Here is a 15,888-nt window from a genome sequence, read left to right on the forward strand (position 1 = left end):
GGGGTTTTATCGTACTTTTCTGAAAAAAGGAGAATTTGCATGCAGCGTTCTATATTTTGGTTCATTGTTGCTTCTCTATTGGGTTCTGCACCTCTTGTGCAGGCCCTCGAGATGAACGCCTCCGTACCGGCCTATACCTTGAACCTAGAGGGCGGAGGAAGGGTGACGGCACTAAGCGAGCGGGGTCATGTCACCCTGTTGCACTTCTGGGCTTCCTGGTGTGTCCCCTGTCGGGAGGAGATGCCTCGTCTGGAAAAGTTGTATCAGAAATATCATGCCCGAGGTCTGGATATCATAGCCATCGACATGGACAGTAGCGAGGACCAGCCCATGGCTCGCGACATGATGAAAAATTATCACTTCCCGTGGGTTCTGAAGAACCATGCTGAGGTGGATGAATTTGGAAGGATTTGGCGTATGCCTTTATCCATCCTAGTGGACCGGAAAGGAATCGTGCGCCAGAATGCCTGGGCGGCCGATGACGATCATGGATTGCCTGAATCTGTTTTGCTGGCCGGGATTGAACCTTTGCTCAGTCCTACGTCTGCTCCCGTTTCGGAATCTGCCGTGCAGGCGGCGCATACCCCTATCATCCAGATTCTGCACCCGATGGCCCGCGCCACGGCTCCTGGGCAGGAGGAAGGGGTGGTGTATCTGACCCTGGTCAATCCGGGTGATCGGGAAGATGCCCTGGAAGGCGCAGACAGTGCAGTGGCTGGACACATCATGCTGCATCAAACTATGGAAATGGAAGGTGACATGGCACACATGGAACATGAATATCATCTGGTGATCCCCGCTCATGGTCAAGTGACCTTGGCACCCGGAGGACACCACTTGATGCTGGAGGACCTGGATCATCCTCTGGTGGCCGGTCAGACCGTGCCCCTGGATCTCCATTTCCAGCACAGTGCCCCCGTGCATGTAGATGTGCCGATCACTCCTCTGGTACCTTGAGAACCACTGGAACCCAGCCGCGCACGCTGTTGATGAACCAAAGTCGATCGGCTTGAACCAGATCCTCACGAGTCAGGATGTGTTCTTCGAGTTCTCCCTGATCACAGAGAAACTGACGGAGCGTGCCGGCCAGTAGTCCGCAGGACAGTGGGGGGGTCAGTTTTTTACCCTTTTTTTCAAGCACCAGATTGCCGCGCGTGAATTCCGTCAATTCTCCCCGCTCGTTCCATAACAGCACATCGAAGCACCGGGTGGGCTGAGAAGAGAAGACAGCATCGTAAAGGCTGCGCTCGGTGGTCTTATGCCTCATTGTCTGGGGATCGAAGGGAAAGGGATGAGCAGATAGCCAGACGGGTTGAGGGGTTTTCTGAAGAGTAAGGGACAGGGCAAAGCCTTCGAGATGAAAGTTTCCCTGCCGGTTGTAACGCAAGCGTACCCGATAAGATCCGGTGGGGTACTGTTGCGCAAAACGATCCAGAGCCTCGGTAAAACGCTCCGCTGTCAAAGCAGGAAAGCCCAGTGCCTGAACGGAGTGGAGCAGACGACGGCAGTGATAATGGGGGAGTTCCCAGAGACCCAGATCGAGACGCAGGGTTTCGAGCAGATCGACGGATGCGTACCCTTCCAGAAAACGGGTTTTGGTGGCAATTTCAGCCCATTCGGCGGGGGCCTGCGACTCCCACGTGATACCGCTGCCCACGCCACAGCGAAGGCGATCATGAGGTACGTCGTGCCAGAGGGTACGGATGGGCACATTGAATTGCGCATCCCCGCCTGGGCGAATCCAGCCAATGGCCCCGCAATAGGCTCCGCGCGGACCATTTTCCAACTGTTTGATCCAGCGCATGGCTTGCCATTTGGGGGCGCCGGTGATGGATCCGCAGGGAAAAAGGGCAGAGAAAATCGCTTCGAGGTCGGTATCGGGTTTTAAGGAGGCGGTCACCGTGGACGTCATTTGATGTACGGTGGGGTAAGCTTCTACCCGACAGAGATCGGTGACGGCGACTGATCCGGACAGAGCGATGCGGGCCAGATCATTGCGCAGAAGATCGACGATCATGATGTTTTCGGCCCGATTTTTTGGGCACTGGGCCAAGTTCCAGGCGTTTTCCGGGGATGCGGTGCCTTTCATGGGACGAGTCAGGATACGATTGCCATGGGTTTCAAAGAACAGTTCCGGTGAAAGGGAGAGAAGGGCACCGCCGGTCCAGGACAGCCAGGCACTGAAATCAGCATCCTGAACTTGGCGCAGTTGCTCGTATAACCGCAGGGAGGAGCCAGAGAACGTACTCTCCAGGCGTAACGTCAGGTTCATCTGATAAGCTTCACCCTGCGCAATGGCCTGACGCAAGGTATCCACTGCCTGAGTATAGGCTCCCTGCGTCAGGCTGAGTTGCCAAGGCCCTTTGGATGCCTCCGGGATGGAGGCGCTTTCTTCTTCCCATCCTGGTAGAGGGGCGTCGTATAGTCCAAAGCAGACCAAAGGAAAATCGTTCAGGGGAGAATGGGTGAGGGCGGCTGTATCGAAAGCGGCCGCAGCTTCATAGGCCACGAAGCCTGCAGCATAGGCACCTGTCTGACACGCTTGGGCAACCTGGCGTAATACGGGACGCACCTCCGCCAACGAACGGGCGATCAGACATTGACGGGGTTCACGAAATACGCGCCGGATGCGCAGCCCTGAACATTCGGCAAAATCGAGAATGATGTTCATGTTTCGAATTTTAAACTCAAGGGATACAGTCTGAAAGAAAGATTCGGTTAGAATGAAACAAATAGATCTGCATGGGAGGAGAGATGGCTCAGATTCAGCGCGTGGCCGTATTGGGGGCCGGGGTCATGGGGGCGCAACTGGCAGCGCACCTCGTCAACCTGGACATTCCTGTTTTACTCTATGATTTGCCCCTCGACAAAGGACCCACGAATGGACGGGTTCTGCAGGCCATTCATGGATTAAAAAAAATGAGCCCGCCTCCCCTGGTCGAACTCGAACGGGCAGGTTTGATCGAAGTGGCCAATTATGACGATCATTTGCCCCGACTTTCCACCTGTGATCTGGTAATCGAGGCTATCGGCGAACAGTTGGCCTGGAAACAAGCACTCTATGCGCGCATTTTACCCCACTTGGCTCCTCAGGGCTGGTTGGTGTCCAATACTTCCGGTCTGTCTTTGGAGGAACTCAGTGCCGCTTTGCCGGAAGATCTTCAAACGCGTTTCTGTGGCATGCATTTTTTCAACCCCCCCCGTTACATGGCATTGGTGGAATTGATTCCCACGACACGGACGGATCGGGACAGTATTACCGTTCTGGAATCCTTCATTACTACCCGTCTGGGCAAGACCGTTATCCATGCTCTGGATACGCCGAACTTTGTAGCCAACCGCATTGGGGTTGCTGCAACAGTAATTACCTTTCATCAGGCTCAGAATTTTGGCTTGTCCTGCGATCTGGTGGATGACTTGACCGGGCCTCTTTTGGGACGGCCTCGTTCTGCCACTTATCGCACTGCCGATGTGGTTGGATTGGATATTCTGTCCCATGTTATCAGTACAACCTATACCCAGGCACCGGATGATCCTTTTCGTGCCCTGTTTGCCCCTTTCCCCCTCCTCGAGGGACTCATCTCGGCAGGGGCGCTGGGTGCCAAAACTGGCGCCGGTTTTTACCGAAAGGAAGGCAAGACGATTCTTCGTCTGGACCCCATGACCCGTTCCTATGTGCCCAGCGGAGCCAAGGCGGAGGCAGGGGTGAAGGCTTGTCTGGAGGTTTCGCTGTCCCAAAGACTGGCCTGTCTGCGTGCCAGTACCCACCCCCAGGCCCAGTTTTTGTGGGCCATTCACCGCGATCTGTTTCACTACTGCGCCCTGAACCTGGCATACATGGCGCCTTCAGCCCGTGAGGTGGATATGGCACTGCGCCTGGGCTTTGGTTGGTCCCTCGGCCCCTTCGAACAGTGGCAACTGTCGGGTTGGTCAGAGGTGGCGGCGTGGATCGAGGAAGATCGACGGGTAGGAAAAACCCTGGTGGACCTCCCTCTGCCCGATTGGGCCATGGATCCACAACGTCAGGTCGTTCATACGCCACAGGGCTCCTGGTCAGCGGCTCGTGCCACCCTCAGTCCCCGTCTCTCCCCGCCCTGGTTGAAACGTCAGCACTTCCCCCTGCGCTTGTTGGGTGAGGGGGGGAGCACTGCAGCCAGCGCGGGACGGACGGTGGCTGAATCCGAAGCCGCGCGACTCTGGACACTGGATGAAGATATTTTGATTCTGACCCTTCGTACCAAGATGAATATCCTGGGCGAAGTTGCGTTGGAAGCGCTGGATCAGGCGCTGACCGAGGCTGAAGGGCATTACCGTGCCCTGGTCCTGTGGAGTCCAGACCCGCACTTTTCAGCGGGCGGAGATCTCAAGGGGTTCATCGAAACCTATACCCGTCATGGTTTGACGGGGTTGGCACTGGCTCAGGAACGGTTCCAGCGCGTGGTTCAGCGTTTGCGCTGCAGTGCAGTGCCCACCGTGGCAGCCTTGCAAGGCTATGCACTGGGCGGTGGGTGTGAAGTCTCGCTGCACTGTACCCGCCGGGTCGCTTATACAGAAACCAATCTTGGCATGGTGGAAGTCAATGTAGGGATCTTTCCCGGTGCCGGGGGGCTGACGGAAGTCGCCCGGCGCGCAGGATTGCGCGCCTTGGCCGCCCAATCGCCCCTGCAGGTAGCTGACTACCTGCAGGAGGATTTGACGCGCATCCTGCGCTGCACAGTCAGCCAAAGTGCTCAGGAAGCTCGTTCCTGGGGCTGGCTCGAAAGCGGTGACGTTCTCGTTCCGCACCGTGAAGAATTGCTCCATGTGGCCCTGACACAAGCTCTGGCATTGGCGGAGTCCGGTTATGCGCCTGCTTTGCCTCGACTCTTTCCGGTGGGTGGAGTGGAAGGACGGGCCCAAATGCTTGCGGGGTTGGTCAATGCGCTACAGGGAGGGCAAATTTCGGCGCATGATTTCGAGATCGGACGTATCTTGGCCACGGTCGCCTGCGGTGGAGAATTGCCTGCGGGAACCTTGGTCAATGTGGACTACCTGCTTGGCCTGGAACGGACGCATTTCGGTCCCTTGCTGGCCACCCAAAAAAGTCGGGAACGCATTCAGTCTTTTCTGGAAACCGGCAAGGCTGTGCGTAATTAGTCAGGAGAGTGACATGAAAACAGCGTATATCGTGGCGGCTACCCGTACCCCTGTAGGGAAGGGGCGTGGACAGTTTGCCCAGGTACGGGCAGATACCTTGCTCATTACAGCCTTGCGGGGAGCCTTGGCACAGGTCCCCATGCTGGATCCGGAAGCGATTGAAGATGTGGTGATCGGGTGTGCCATGCCGGAAGGAGAACAGGGGCTCAACATTGCGCGCAGTGCGGCAGTTCTGGCGGGATTGCCTCTCTCCGCAGGAGCGATGACGGTCAATCGATTCTGTGCCTCCGGATTGTCTGCCATCCAGATGGCGGCAGAACGCATTCAGTTGGGCAGCGCAGACCTCATGATTGCCGGTGGCGTAGAATCCATGAGCCGCATCCCCATGATGGGCCGGCATCCTGCGCCCAGTCCCCTGATTTTTGAGACGCCTTTTCACACGCCGTTGGCTTGGGGAATGGGGGCGACTGCGGAAAATCTGGCCCATCAGTGGAACATCAGTCGTTTGGAGCAGGATACGGTGGCTCTGGAATCGCACCAACGTGCACTGGAAGCACAACACCAGGGGTTTTTTGAAGCAGAAATCACCCCTGTCACCCTACTTCAGCACTTTTTGGATCTGAACACAGGACTGACAACACCACAGGAGAGAACCTGGCACCAAGACGAGGGCCCTCGTGCTGATACCAGTCTGGAGATTCTGGCTCGGCTCAAGCCAGCCTTCCACGTCAAGGGAAGCGTCACGGCCGGCAACAGCAGTCAGATTTCTGACGGAGCCGCCGCCCTCATTCTGGCCAGCGAAGAGGCAGTGCACCATCATGGATTGACCCCTCTGGCGCGGGTCCTGGGTTTTTCTGTCAAAGGGGTGCCGCCGGAGATCATGGGGATTGGCCCGGTCAAGGCTGTACCCCCTCTGCTGTCACGGCATGGGATCAGTCTTGCTCAACTGGACTGGATCGAGCTCAACGAAGCTTTTGCGGCACAGGTATTGGCGGTTCAGAAGAATCTGGCCTTCGACCCGGTTCGGCTCAACCCCCTGGGGGGGGCGATTGCACTTGGTCACCCCCTGGGGGCCAGTGGCGCCATACGCACGACTACGTTGATTCATGGTTTACGCCGCACTAACGGGCGTTACGGTTTGGTGACCCTATGTGTGGGTATGGGACAGGGGATTGCCGGGCTGTTCGAACGGGTATGATAGAATCCCGCCCTGTCATGTACAAGGAAACCCCATGAAAATACTGGTCCCTGTGAAGCGTGTTCTGGACTACAACATCAAGGCTCGAGCCAAGGCAGACGGCAGCGGTGTGGCGTTGGCCGGGCTCAAGATGTCCCTCAATCCCTTTGACGAGATTGCTCTGGAAGCGGCGATTCGCTTGAAGGAAGCAGGGCTGGCCACAGAAGTGGTGGCTCTTTCCTGTGGAGATGCAATGGTTCAGGAGGGATTGCGTACAGCCCTTGCTCTGGGCGCTGACCGAGCGCTCTGGGTATCTTCGACCACGGAATTACAACCCCTGGCCGTGGCTAAATTATTGCAAGCAGTGGTCCTGCGTGAAATGCCAACCTTGGTGATCTGTGGTAAACAGGCCATCGATGATGATGCAAACCAGACTGGACAAATGTTGGCTGCCCTGCTGAATTGGGGGCAGGCCACCAATGCCGCTGAAATACAGATGGGAGAGGGAAGGGTAGACGTGGTGCGGGAAACCGACGGAGGTACTGAAACCCTGCGTCTGCTTTTGCCTGCCGTGATTACGACGGACTTGCGCCTGAATGAACCGCGCTACGCCACGTTGCCCAATATCATGAAGGCCCGCAAGAAACCTATCGAAACCCTGACCCCCGAGGAGTTAGGGGTAACGGTGGAACCCCGTTTGAAGACTCTGCGGGTCCAGGAACCGCCCCAACGTCCTGCCGGTATCAAGGTGGACTCCGTGGCCACGTTGCTGGCGCGTCTCAAAAATGAAGCCAAGGTGATTTGAACGATGGAAAACCGAATTTTACTGGTCACTGAGTTGGGCCCTGACGGTCATTTGAAGTCCTCCATTCGTTCCCTACTCGCGGCTGCCAAGGCCTTGAAAGGGGATACGGATGTGCTGATCTGGGGAGGAGATACGACTTCCGCCCTGGTGGAGGCTCAACATTTGCCGGGGATCCATCGGGTTCTGAATGGATCAGGAGCGACCCTTGCGGAGGGACTGGCGGAAATGCTCTGCGCCCTGGTGCGACCTCTGGCGCGTCAATATACGCATATCCTGACCGCCGCGACGGCCATTGGCAAGAACTGGATGCCCCGTTTGGCTGCACTGGAAGATGTGGCCATGATCAGCGATGTCGTGGGCGTGGAATCTTCCGATACCTTTATCCGACCGATTTACGCCGGGAGCATCTGGGCAACGGTATGCTGCCCCGAATCCCTCAAACTGATGACGGTGCGCACCACGGCTTTTCCGGGGGTGGAGGGAGAAAGGACTGAACCGGTACCGGTGGAAAATCTGCCTTGTCCTGCAGCGATGCCGTTGTCCACCCGGATTTCTGTGCACACGCATGCGCAGGAAGGTCGTCCCTCCCTGGAGAATGCCCGAGTCGTAGTGTCCGGTGGGCGCGGACTGGGTAGCGCAGAACATTATGAGGCTTTGCTGGGGCCTTTGGCAGAGGAGTTGAACGCTGCGCTTGGGGCGTCCCGAGCCGCCGTGGACCTGGGCTATGCCCCCAATGACGTTCAGGTGGGTCAGACGGGCAAGGTGGTCGCTCCGGACCTGTATATTGCAATCGGTATTTCAGGAGCCATCCAGCATCTGGCTGGCATGCAGACTTCCCGGGTTATTGTGGCCATCAATAAGGACCCGGATGCGCCCATCTTCGCTGTGGCAGATTATGGATTGGTGGGGGATCTGAACCTACTGGTTCCTGAATTGACCGCAGCACTTCAAAAATGAGTGTTCTGGATTTCAAACTTTTTGTAGCGGAATCTCGTGTTCCATGCGTTTGACCTGGTTACGTTCGTCCACATAAACCAGGCGTGGCGAGAAGTTTTTCAATTCCTCCGGGGCATAACTGGCATAGGTGGCAATGATCAATATGTCTCCCACTTGAGCTTTTCGGGCAGCGGCGCCATTGACGGAAATCATGCCAGTGTTGCGCGCACCTCTAATGGCATAGGTCGTGAAGCGTTCTCCATTATTGACATTGTAGATATCGATCTGCTGATATTCATGAATGTCCGCCGCTTCCAGCAAATTTTCATCGATGGCGCAGGACCCTTCATAACCCAGTTCTGACTGGGTCACCGAGACGCGGTGTAGTTTGGCCTTGAGCATGGTTTGGAACATAGGCAATGGCAAGCAGACAGGCCTTCTCAAATTAATAAAAGTCGCATTTTACTCCAATTCTCTGGATTCATATTGCAAGCCCCTGCAGTCCTTGGGACAATAGCAGTTTTTCACTGTACATTTGATCAGGGAGGCGAGGTGGAAGAAAGGGCATGGATGGAACCCCATCAAACGCAACAGGAGGGTATGGCGCAACGCTTGCACCTCGAAAAACAGGTGCAAAGAACTCTGGCTGAAGACGTGGGCGCAGGGGATCTGACCGCATTCCTGATTCCGGAACCCGTAGTTTCTGAAGCACTGATCCTGGTTCGTGAAAGTGCGGTTCTGTGCGGGCAACCTTGGGTGAATGAAGTTTTTCGGCAACTGGACTCTCGTCTGCAGGTGGAGTGGCAGGTGGCCGAAGGCGCGGAAGTATTTCCCGGACAGAGAGTGGCTACGTTGAAAGGTCCGGCACGGGCATTGCTGACCGGTGAACGGGCTGCCCTGAATTTTCTGCAAACACTGTCGGGTGTTGCTACTCAAACACGCCAGTTCGTGCGTACCGTGGCTGGTACACGGGCGGTGATCGTCGATACCAGAAAAACCATTCCTGGGCTACGTCTGGCAGAAAAGTACGCCGTGCGGATCGGGGGGGGGACCAATCATCGAATGGGACTTTACGATGCCATCCTGATCAAGGAAAATCATATTGCTGCCACGGGTTCCATCACTCAGGCGGTTACCTTGGCACAGAGCATCAAGGGAACCTATAAGTTCATTCAGGTAGAGGTGGAAACTCTGGAGCAATTGGAGGAAGCGCTCATCGCCGGAGCAAATATGGTCATGCTGGATAACATGTCCCTCGAGATGCAACGACAGGCCGTGATGCAGGTTGCCGGACGGGCGCGAGTCGAAGTGTCCGGGGGAGTGAACCTGGAATCGGTACGCCAGATTGCAGAATTGGGGGTGGATCGAATTTCCATCGGAACTTTGACCAAGGACATCAAATCCATTGATTTTTCCATGAGGTTTAAGGATGTCAGCCTGTAATATTCAAATAGATTATGAAAACCCACAAGGCCTTGCTACGGCTTGGGCTCGTGTCCCAGAAGAGCCTTCCCAGGAACGGCGGCGGGTTTTGCTGGCGGAACTGGAAGATCTTCTGGGACAGCGGAATGCTGTATTGGTAGCCCATTACTATGTTCATCCCGATCTACAGGATCTGGCCGAGGGAACCGGTGGTCTGGTAGCCGATTCTCTCGAAATGGCCCGGTTTGGCAAGCAGCATTCAGCAACGACCCTGGTGGTGGCCGGTGTACGTTTCATGGGAGAAACAGCCAAGATTTTGTCACCCGAAAAAACCATACTGATGCCCGAACGTGAAGCCGAATGTTCTCTCGATCTGGGCTGTCCCAGCGACGCCTTCCATGCATTTTGCGATGCCCATCCCGACCGTACCGTAGTGGTCTATTCCAATACCAGTGCTGCGGTCAAGGCGCGTGCCGACTGGGTGGTAACATCGGGCTGTGCGGTAGCCGTGGTTCGCCACTTGCATGAACAGGGGGAAAAAATTCTGTGGGCACCAGACCGTCACCTCGGGGACTATGTGGCTCAGGAAACGGGCGCTGATCTGCTTTCCTGGCAGGGTTCCTGCATCGTTCACGACGAGTTCAAGGCCGCTGAACTGGCGGACTTGAAAATGAAAATGCCTTGGGCCAGGGTATTGGTCCATCCTGAATCGCCCCGGGCCGTTTTGGCACTGGCAGACTATGTCGGTTCCACGCGGGGTATTCTGGAAGCTGCAGGCACCCCGATGGTGGAAACCTTCATCGTCGCCACGGACAATGGCATGTTCCATAAATTGCGTCAAACCTATCCGGATAAAACCTTTATTGAAGCTCCCACCGCCGGGTCGGGCGCTACCTGCAAGAGTTGCGCCCATTGTCCCTGGATGGCCATGAATGGATTGGAAAATCTGCGCGCCATTCTGTTTGCGGGTACGCCTGAAGTTACGATCGATCCTGGTCTTGTCGATCGCGCTCGTTTGCCCATCGAGAGGATGCTGGACTTTACTCGAGCCGATGCACTACGGACGGCAGGACTGGTACCTCATTTGGGGGCTGCCTGAAGGAGATTCAGGAGGGAGTGAGCAGAGTGGGACAAGAGGATGCGGAACTCAGCGGATAATCCCGGCTGTAGTGAAGCCCTCGACTTTCTTTGCGCAAGCGTGCAGAGTTGACGATGAGTTGGGAAACCATCACAAGATTGCGCAATTCGAGCAAGTCTCGACTGACATGAAAATTAGTATAGAACTCCAGAATTTCCTCATGCAATAGTTTCAAACGATGCGCCGCCCGCTCTAACCGTTTGTCTGTACGCACGATTCCGACGTAATCCCACATGAAACGGCGTAATTCTTCCCAATTATGAGAAATAACCACTTCCTCATCAGGGTCGGTGACCTGGCTACTGTCCCAAGGCGGGATGAAGGTCAAAGGTGCGAAGGGTGGCTGGGAAAGAATGGCTGAACTGGCTTCACGGGCCATCACCACGCATTCCAGCAGTGAATTGCTGGCCAAACGGTTGGCACCATGCAAACCTGTATAGGCCGTTTCGCCAATAGCATACAATCCGGCCAGATCGGTACGTCCTTGCAGATCGGTGCGTAATCCCCCGCAGGTATAGTGCGCCGCTGGAACCACCGGAATGGGTTGGGTGGTCATGTCGATGCCCAGGGACAGACATTTTTCATGGATGGTGGGGAAATGCGTGCGAATGAACTCAGAGGATAGATGGGTAATATCCAGGTACACGCAATCCAAACCAAGACGCTTCATTTCATAGTCGATGGCGCGTGCCACGATATCGCGCGGAGCCAATTCTGCCCGGTCATCGTGTTCAGGCATGAAACGATGCCCATTGGGCAGACGCAAAATGCCGCCTTCTCCCCGTACGGCTTCTGAAATAAGGAAAGACTTGGCATGGGGGTGATACAGACAGGTCGGGTGAAACTGGATAAATTCCATGTTGGCGACAGTACAACCCGCCCTCCATCCTGCGGCGATGCCATCTCCCGTTGCCGTATCCGGATTGGTGGTGTAAAGATAGACCTTGCCTGCACCGCCGGTGGCCAGCAGGGTGTGAGGCGCAGTGAAGGCATGCACTTTACCAGTGGTTTCTTCCAGCGCATACAGACCCACACAACGCCGTTGCCCCGGCAGTCCAAGTCTTTCGCTGGTGATCAGATCGACCAGCATATGTTGTTCAAATATCTGGATGCGCGGATGTTGACGCAGTTGAGGATGCAGCGTGTTCTGAATGGCAGCACCGGTGGCATCGGCCACGTGGGCTACCCGCCGTTGGCTGTGTCCACCTTCACGGGTGAGGTGCAGCGTACCATTTTCCTGAGTAAAGCGAACCCCGCGCTGTGTCAGCCAGTGAATGGCCATTTCACCCCGCTCGAGAATGAAATGAGTGGCTTCGGTATCGCACAGTCCGGCACCGGCAATCAGGGTATCCTGCATGTGGGTATCGATGCTGTCCAAACTCGACAATGCAGCAGCAATGCCTCCTTGAGCGCGGGGGCTGGCGCCATCTTCCAGGAAACGTTTGGTAATGAGGGCAACTCTGAGTCCACGATCTGCCAACTCGAGGGCAGTGACACCCCCAGCCAGGCCACTGCCTACGATAATTGCTTCAAAGGATTTTACGTCTTCCATCATGGTCCATCAATCTATGTGTGAGACGGAGGACAAGCATAGCAGAATCCCCTGAGGATCTGGCAGTTGGTGCATGACCGGAGTTGTCATGAAAAAACTTATCCATTAGAATTGCCTTAAACATAAGAACAAGGTATTTTATCCCATACTTGAAAAAACGAGACCGGCATGAATTCACTTATCATGATCCTTGATTCTGATTACCGACGCTCCATTGCCCTGGAATCCTTTTTTATTCATACTTCCTTTCATACTATGCGCGTAGCTCAGGTGGATGATGCAAAATCACTGTTGCGCGGGCATCCCATTAAATTGGCGATCATCAATCAGGACCATGGAATCAATGGCAATGGATATGAATACATTCGTTTTATGCGCGAACATTATCCCGATATAGGAATTATCGTCCTGAGTGACAATTCATCGCCCATGGATCGAATTCTGGGAGTCGAAATGGGCGCCGATGATTATCTGGTCAGGCCTGTGGACATGCGGGAACTTATGGCACGAATTCGGCGCTTATTGGAGCGTCTGAATATTTCTTCCTTTCATCTGAACAGTGGAATAAATTTTTCCGGCTTTGGTCTTGATCGTCAAAAGCGGGAAGTCACATGGATCACTTCGGGGAAAAAAATCCATTTCACCAACCGTGAGTACGATATGCTGCTCTGTCTGCTGGAAAACGCTAATCGGGTGGTGGGGCGCAACACGTTGGCCCAGGTGGTTTGTGGACGATCCTGGCATGCCGAGGATCGTTCGGTGGACGTCACCATTTCGAGCATCCGCTGCAAACTACGTCAACACAATCCTGCCGATACACTGATCCGCTCCATTCGAGGAACGGGGTACAGTTTGATCATTCGTCATGAATGATCAAAAAACTCGTTCGTTCAGGATCTGACGCAAATAGACGCCATAACCATTTTTGCTCAAGGGAAGAGCCAGTTTTTCCAACTGGGTTGCATCGATCCAGCCTTGGCGATAGGCAATTTCTTCGGGGCAGGATACCTTGAGCCCCTGTCGTTTTTCCACAGTCTGGATATATTGGGCAGCCTCCAGAAGGGAATCGTGGGTCCCGGTATCCAGCCAGGCAAATCCTCGTCCCAGCACTTCCACGCGCAATCGTTGCTGTTCGAGGTAAAGACGATTGAGATCCGTGATTTCCAATTCGCCACGCGCCGAGGGGGCCAGGGTACTTGCCAGATCACAAACCTGTGCGTCATAGAAATAGAGACCGGTGACGGCATAACGTGAACGGGGTTGAAGGGGTTTTTCTTCCAGTCCAATGACACGACCAGTTTCGTCAAATTCAGCCACTCCATAACGTTCAGGATCACTGACGGGATAAACAAAAACCGTGGCACCTTCGAGATGGTTGCCTGCTTGTCTGAGTTTGATGGAGAAATCATGACCGTAGAAAAGATTGTCTCCCAGTACCAGGGCACTGGGTTGATGTTTGATAAAATTTTTCCCGATCAGAAAAGCCTGTGCCAATCCACCGGGTTCCGGTTGGACGGCATATTCGAGATTTATTCCCCAGTGGTTGCCATCACCCAGTAATTGTTGGAATCGTGGGGTATCTTGGGGGGTAGAAATAATCAGGATGTCACGAATTTCTGCCAACATCAGGGTACCCAGCGGATAATAAATCATGGGCTTGTCGTACACGGGCAGCAATTGTTTGGAAATGACCTGGGTAGCGGGATAGAGGCGGGTCCCTGAACCTCCCGCCAGGATGATGCCTTTTCTCATGCTTCCTGCCTCCGTTCCGCATAATTTTGTTCCAGCCAGGAACGATAGGCACCGGACAACACGCGTTCGCTCCACTCCTGATGATCCAGGTACCAGCGTACAGTCTGTTCCAAACCGGAGGCAAAGCTATGCGCGGGCTGCCAATCCAATTCCTTGCGAATTTTTCTGGCATCAATGGCATAGCGCCGGTCATGCCCCGGACGGTCTGTGACGAATTGTATGAGTCGACGGCGGGAACCCTGTGCCGTGGGGCGATGTCGATCCAGCGCAGCACAGAGGGCTTCGACCACCGTCAGATTAGCTAATTCGCTATTTCCACCGATATTATAGGTTTCTCCCACACGGCCGGCTTCGAGGACTCGGCGAATGCCGCTGGCATGATCACTGACATGGAGCCAGTCCCGTACGTTTTGACCATCCCCATAAACCGGCAGAGGTTTGTCAGCCAGGGCTTGATGCAATATAAGGGGAATCAATTTTTCCGGGAACTGGTAGGGTCCATAGTTGTTGGAACAGTTGGTGGTCAGAACCGGCAATCCATAGGTATGGTGCCAGGCACGCACCAGATGATCGGAAGCGGCCTTGGAGGCGGAGTAGGGGCTGTTTGGCGCATAGGGAGTGGATTCAGAAAAAGCAGGGTCCTGGGGAGCCAGGGAACCATAGACCTCATCGGTGGAGACATGCAGAAAACGGAAATTTTCGCGTTCTTTCCCCCCCAATTCATTCCAGTACGCACGCACCGATTCCAGCAGATGAAAGGTGCCGACGATATTGGTTTGAATAAAGTCTGCCGGACCATAAATGGAGCGGTCCACATGACTTTCGGCAGCGAAATTGAGAATGGCGCGCGGACGGTGCAATTTTAACAGGGCGCGGACCAATGCCGTATCTCCAATATCGCCCACCACCAGCGTATGACGCGGATCCTGATCGAGGCTGGCCAGGTTATCCCGGTTTCCGGCGTAGGTCAGTTTGTCGAGAGTCAGCACGGGTTCATCTTGGAGATCCAACCAGTCCAAAACGAAATTAGCACCTATAAAACCAGCACCGCCTGTTACAAAAATCATATCGGCTCCTTTTTATGGGATTCTCGCACACGGGGATCAATTGTACCAATGACAAATGGTTTTGCGTAACCCATAAACAAACATTGCGTATAATGTATATTATGTTAAATTAAGCGGAGTAACGAAGCCCCATCCAAGGATGGGGCCAAGAAGATCCGTCTCTAAAGAACATTGATAATCAGCGCACCACTTTCATCCAGGGAGACTTGCAATTGGGGACAGCGGGATAATAAGCGTTGCTGTCTGGACAATAATAATGGATCTGTTGTCCATTGCTTGGTGTCATACCGCTGGGAGTCGACAAATTTTTTCCGGCAGGCCCCAGATTGGCATTGGGGTCCAATTTGGTCACCCGGGTGGCCCCTCCTCCTCCCAATACCTGAACTCGATCACCCACATGAAAAACTTCATCAGCCCCTTGAGTGACGGCAATAACATAACCACTGTCTAGTCGAATCGTAATTTCCACTCCGTTTTCGGTGGATAAGGCATTTTGAGCCGCATTGCCCGCTGCACCGGCGGCCAGTGCACCTAAAATTGTTGCTGCCGCATTGCCATTCCCCGCCCCAACGGTACTTCCCAGCGCAGCTCCGGCCACACCACCGCCCAAAGCACCCAGAATGCCGGGATCATTGCTTTGGATGCGAACCTTGTGCACGCTTTCCACCGTTCCCAGACGAACCGATTGTTCCCCGCGCACTTCTGTGCTGGTGTAGTCGCTGCCCCCCAAACCGGGGGATGAACAACCAGAGGACAGCGCCAAGGTCAAGGAACAAAGGGCGAGCGTCAAATATTTTTTGTGCGTCATGTTGAGTGATCTCTCTTGCGAATTTGTACATTCATCATTGTAACTTGCCAGTATGGAGTTTAACCGCGAGAAATGGTTCCGCACATCCCGTCTAT

At 54.7% G+C, this 15,888-nt stretch carries 14 protein-coding genes; 8 read left to right on the forward strand and 6 right to left on the reverse strand.

The window, feature by feature from the left end:
- The first annotated feature begins 39 nt into the window (after window positions 1-39).
- Window positions 40-957: a copper chaperone PCu(A)C domain-containing protein gene (locus HO274_RS01505; protein WP_273120821.1), complete on the forward strand. Its 918-nt coding sequence runs from the start codon at window positions 40-42 to the stop codon at window positions 955-957.
- Here the strand turns inward: HO274_RS01505 and pabB are convergent.
- Complete coding sequence (gene pabB / locus HO274_RS01510) at window positions 938-2,671, reverse strand: aminodeoxychorismate synthase component I (protein ID WP_031597002.1); 1,734 nt, start codon at window positions 2,669-2,671, stop codon at window positions 938-940. The genes HO274_RS01505 and pabB overlap by 20 nt on opposite strands.
- An 83-nt stretch (window positions 2,672-2,754) precedes the next feature.
- Here pabB and HO274_RS01515 point away from each other — a divergent pair, with 83 nt between their 5' ends.
- From HO274_RS01515 to HO274_RS01530, 4 genes are read left to right on the forward strand one after another with little or no spacing between them, the layout of a single operon-like run.
- Window positions 2,755-5,136 carry a 3-hydroxyacyl-CoA dehydrogenase/enoyl-CoA hydratase family protein gene (locus HO274_RS01515; protein ID WP_273120823.1) on the forward strand — a complete coding sequence of 794 codons (2,382 nt, stop codon included), beginning with the start codon at window positions 2,755-2,757 and terminating at the stop codon, window positions 5,134-5,136.
- Window positions 5,137-5,149: 13 nt separating this feature from the next.
- The gene (locus HO274_RS01520) at window positions 5,150-6,334 is read left to right on the forward strand and encodes an acetyl-CoA C-acyltransferase (protein ID WP_031596999.1); all 1,185 of its coding nucleotides are present in this window, start codon (window positions 5,150-5,152) and stop codon (window positions 6,332-6,334) included.
- Between the two features lie 34 nt (window positions 6,335-6,368).
- Window positions 6,369-7,118 (forward strand): electron transfer flavoprotein subunit beta/FixA family protein, encoded by a 750-nt coding sequence (locus HO274_RS01525; protein ID WP_031596996.1) that lies wholly within the window; start codon window positions 6,369-6,371, stop codon window positions 7,116-7,118.
- A 3-nt stretch (window positions 7,119-7,121) separates the two neighbouring features.
- Window positions 7,122-8,075, forward strand: coding sequence for an electron transfer flavoprotein subunit alpha/FixB family protein (locus HO274_RS01530; RefSeq protein ID WP_051862217.1), 954 nt, complete (start codon window positions 7,122-7,124; stop codon window positions 8,073-8,075).
- A gap of 12 nt (window positions 8,076-8,087) precedes the next feature.
- Here the strand turns inward: HO274_RS01530 and panD are convergent, their stop codons facing one another.
- The gene (panD, locus tag HO274_RS01535) at window positions 8,088-8,468 is read right to left on the reverse strand and encodes an aspartate 1-decarboxylase (protein WP_031596994.1); all 381 of its coding nucleotides are present in this window, start codon (window positions 8,466-8,468) and stop codon (window positions 8,088-8,090) included.
- A 156-nt stretch (window positions 8,469-8,624) separates the two neighbouring features.
- Here panD and nadC point away from each other — a divergent pair, with 156 nt between their 5' ends.
- Together nadC and nadA are read left to right on the forward strand one after the other, a co-directional pair.
- Complete coding sequence (gene nadC / locus HO274_RS01540; protein ID WP_150112407.1) at window positions 8,625-9,497, forward strand: carboxylating nicotinate-nucleotide diphosphorylase; 873 nt, start codon at window positions 8,625-8,627, stop codon at window positions 9,495-9,497.
- Window positions 9,484-10,575, forward strand: a complete 1,092-nt coding sequence (gene nadA / locus HO274_RS01545; RefSeq protein ID WP_273120828.1) for a quinolinate synthase NadA — start codon at window positions 9,484-9,486, stop codon at window positions 10,573-10,575. Before nadC ends, nadA begins: the two co-directional genes overlap by 14 nt.
- A gap of 7 nt (window positions 10,576-10,582) precedes the next feature.
- On the opposite strand, the gene nadB is transcribed toward nadA, so the two are convergent.
- Window positions 10,583-12,169, reverse strand: coding sequence for an L-aspartate oxidase (nadB, locus tag HO274_RS01550; RefSeq protein WP_273120829.1), 1,587 nt, complete (start codon window positions 12,167-12,169; stop codon window positions 10,583-10,585).
- A gap of 165 nt (window positions 12,170-12,334) precedes the next feature.
- On the opposite strand from nadB, the gene HO274_RS01555 reads away from it, so the two are divergent.
- Entirely contained in the window at window positions 12,335-13,039 is a 705-nt protein-coding gene (locus HO274_RS01555; protein ID WP_273120832.1) for a response regulator transcription factor, read from the forward strand.
- Here HO274_RS01555 and rfbA read toward each other — a convergent pair whose 3' ends face one another.
- From rfbA to HO274_RS01570, 3 genes are all read right to left on the reverse strand, one after another.
- Entirely contained in the window at window positions 13,040-13,918 is an 879-nt protein-coding gene (rfbA, locus tag HO274_RS01560) for a glucose-1-phosphate thymidylyltransferase RfbA (RefSeq protein ID WP_273120835.1), read from the reverse strand.
- The gene (gene rfbB, locus HO274_RS01565) at window positions 13,915-14,985 is read right to left on the reverse strand and encodes a dTDP-glucose 4,6-dehydratase (RefSeq protein WP_273120837.1); all 1,071 of its coding nucleotides are present in this window, start codon (window positions 14,983-14,985) and stop codon (window positions 13,915-13,917) included. The genes rfbA and rfbB overlap by 4 nt, the downstream gene beginning before the upstream one ends.
- A gap of 178 nt (window positions 14,986-15,163) precedes the next feature.
- A complete protein-coding gene (locus HO274_RS01570; protein WP_051862215.1) occupies window positions 15,164-15,793 on the reverse strand; it encodes an outer membrane lipoprotein in 630 nt (209 codons plus the stop codon).
- Between the last annotated feature and the right edge of the window lie 95 nt (window positions 15,794-15,888).

Origin of the sequence: Ferrovum myxofaciens (assembly GCF_013181415.1) — a bacterium.
Taxonomy (GTDB): Bacteria; Pseudomonadota; Gammaproteobacteria; order Burkholderiales; family Ferrovaceae; genus Ferrovum; species Ferrovum myxofaciens.

Bases quoted from the DNA above. Each gene is read 5' to 3' on its own strand.
- HO274_RS01520 (WP_031596999.1), top strand. From the start codon at position 5,150: ATGAAAACAGCGTATATCGTGGCGGCTACCCGTACCCCTGTAGGGAAG.
- HO274_RS01555 (WP_273120832.1), top strand. From the start codon at position 12,335: ATGAATTCACTTATCATGATCCTTGATTCTGATTACCGACGCTCCATT.
- nadC (WP_150112407.1), top strand. From the start codon at position 8,625: ATGGAACCCCATCAAACGCAACAGGAGGGTATGGCGCAACGCTTGCAC.
- rfbA (WP_273120835.1), bottom strand. From the start codon at position 13,918: ATGAGAAAAGGCATCATCCTGGCGGGAGGTTCAGGGACCCGCCTCTAT.
- nadB (WP_273120829.1), bottom strand. From the start codon at position 12,169: ATGATGGAAGACGTAAAATCCTTTGAAGCAATTATCGTAGGCAGTGGC.
- nadA (WP_273120828.1), top strand. From the start codon at position 9,484: ATGTCAGCCTGTAATATTCAAATAGATTATGAAAACCCACAAGGCCTT.
- HO274_RS01515 (WP_273120823.1), top strand. From the start codon at position 2,755: ATGGCTCAGATTCAGCGCGTGGCCGTATTGGGGGCCGGGGTCATGGGG.
- pabB (WP_031597002.1), bottom strand. From the start codon at position 2,671: ATGAACATCATTCTCGATTTTGCCGAATGTTCAGGGCTGCGCATCCGG.
- panD (WP_031596994.1), bottom strand. From the start codon at position 8,468: ATGTTCCAAACCATGCTCAAGGCCAAACTACACCGCGTCTCGGTGACC.
- HO274_RS01570 (WP_051862215.1), bottom strand. From the start codon at position 15,793: ATGACGCACAAAAAATATTTGACGCTCGCCCTTTGTTCCTTGACCTTG.
- HO274_RS01505 (WP_273120821.1), top strand. From the start codon at position 40: ATGCAGCGTTCTATATTTTGGTTCATTGTTGCTTCTCTATTGGGTTCT.
- HO274_RS01525 (WP_031596996.1), top strand. From the start codon at position 6,369: ATGAAAATACTGGTCCCTGTGAAGCGTGTTCTGGACTACAACATCAAG.
- HO274_RS01530 (WP_051862217.1), top strand. From the start codon at position 7,122: ATGGAAAACCGAATTTTACTGGTCACTGAGTTGGGCCCTGACGGTCAT.
- rfbB (WP_273120837.1), bottom strand. From the start codon at position 14,985: ATGATTTTTGTAACAGGCGGTGCTGGTTTTATAGGTGCTAATTTCGTT.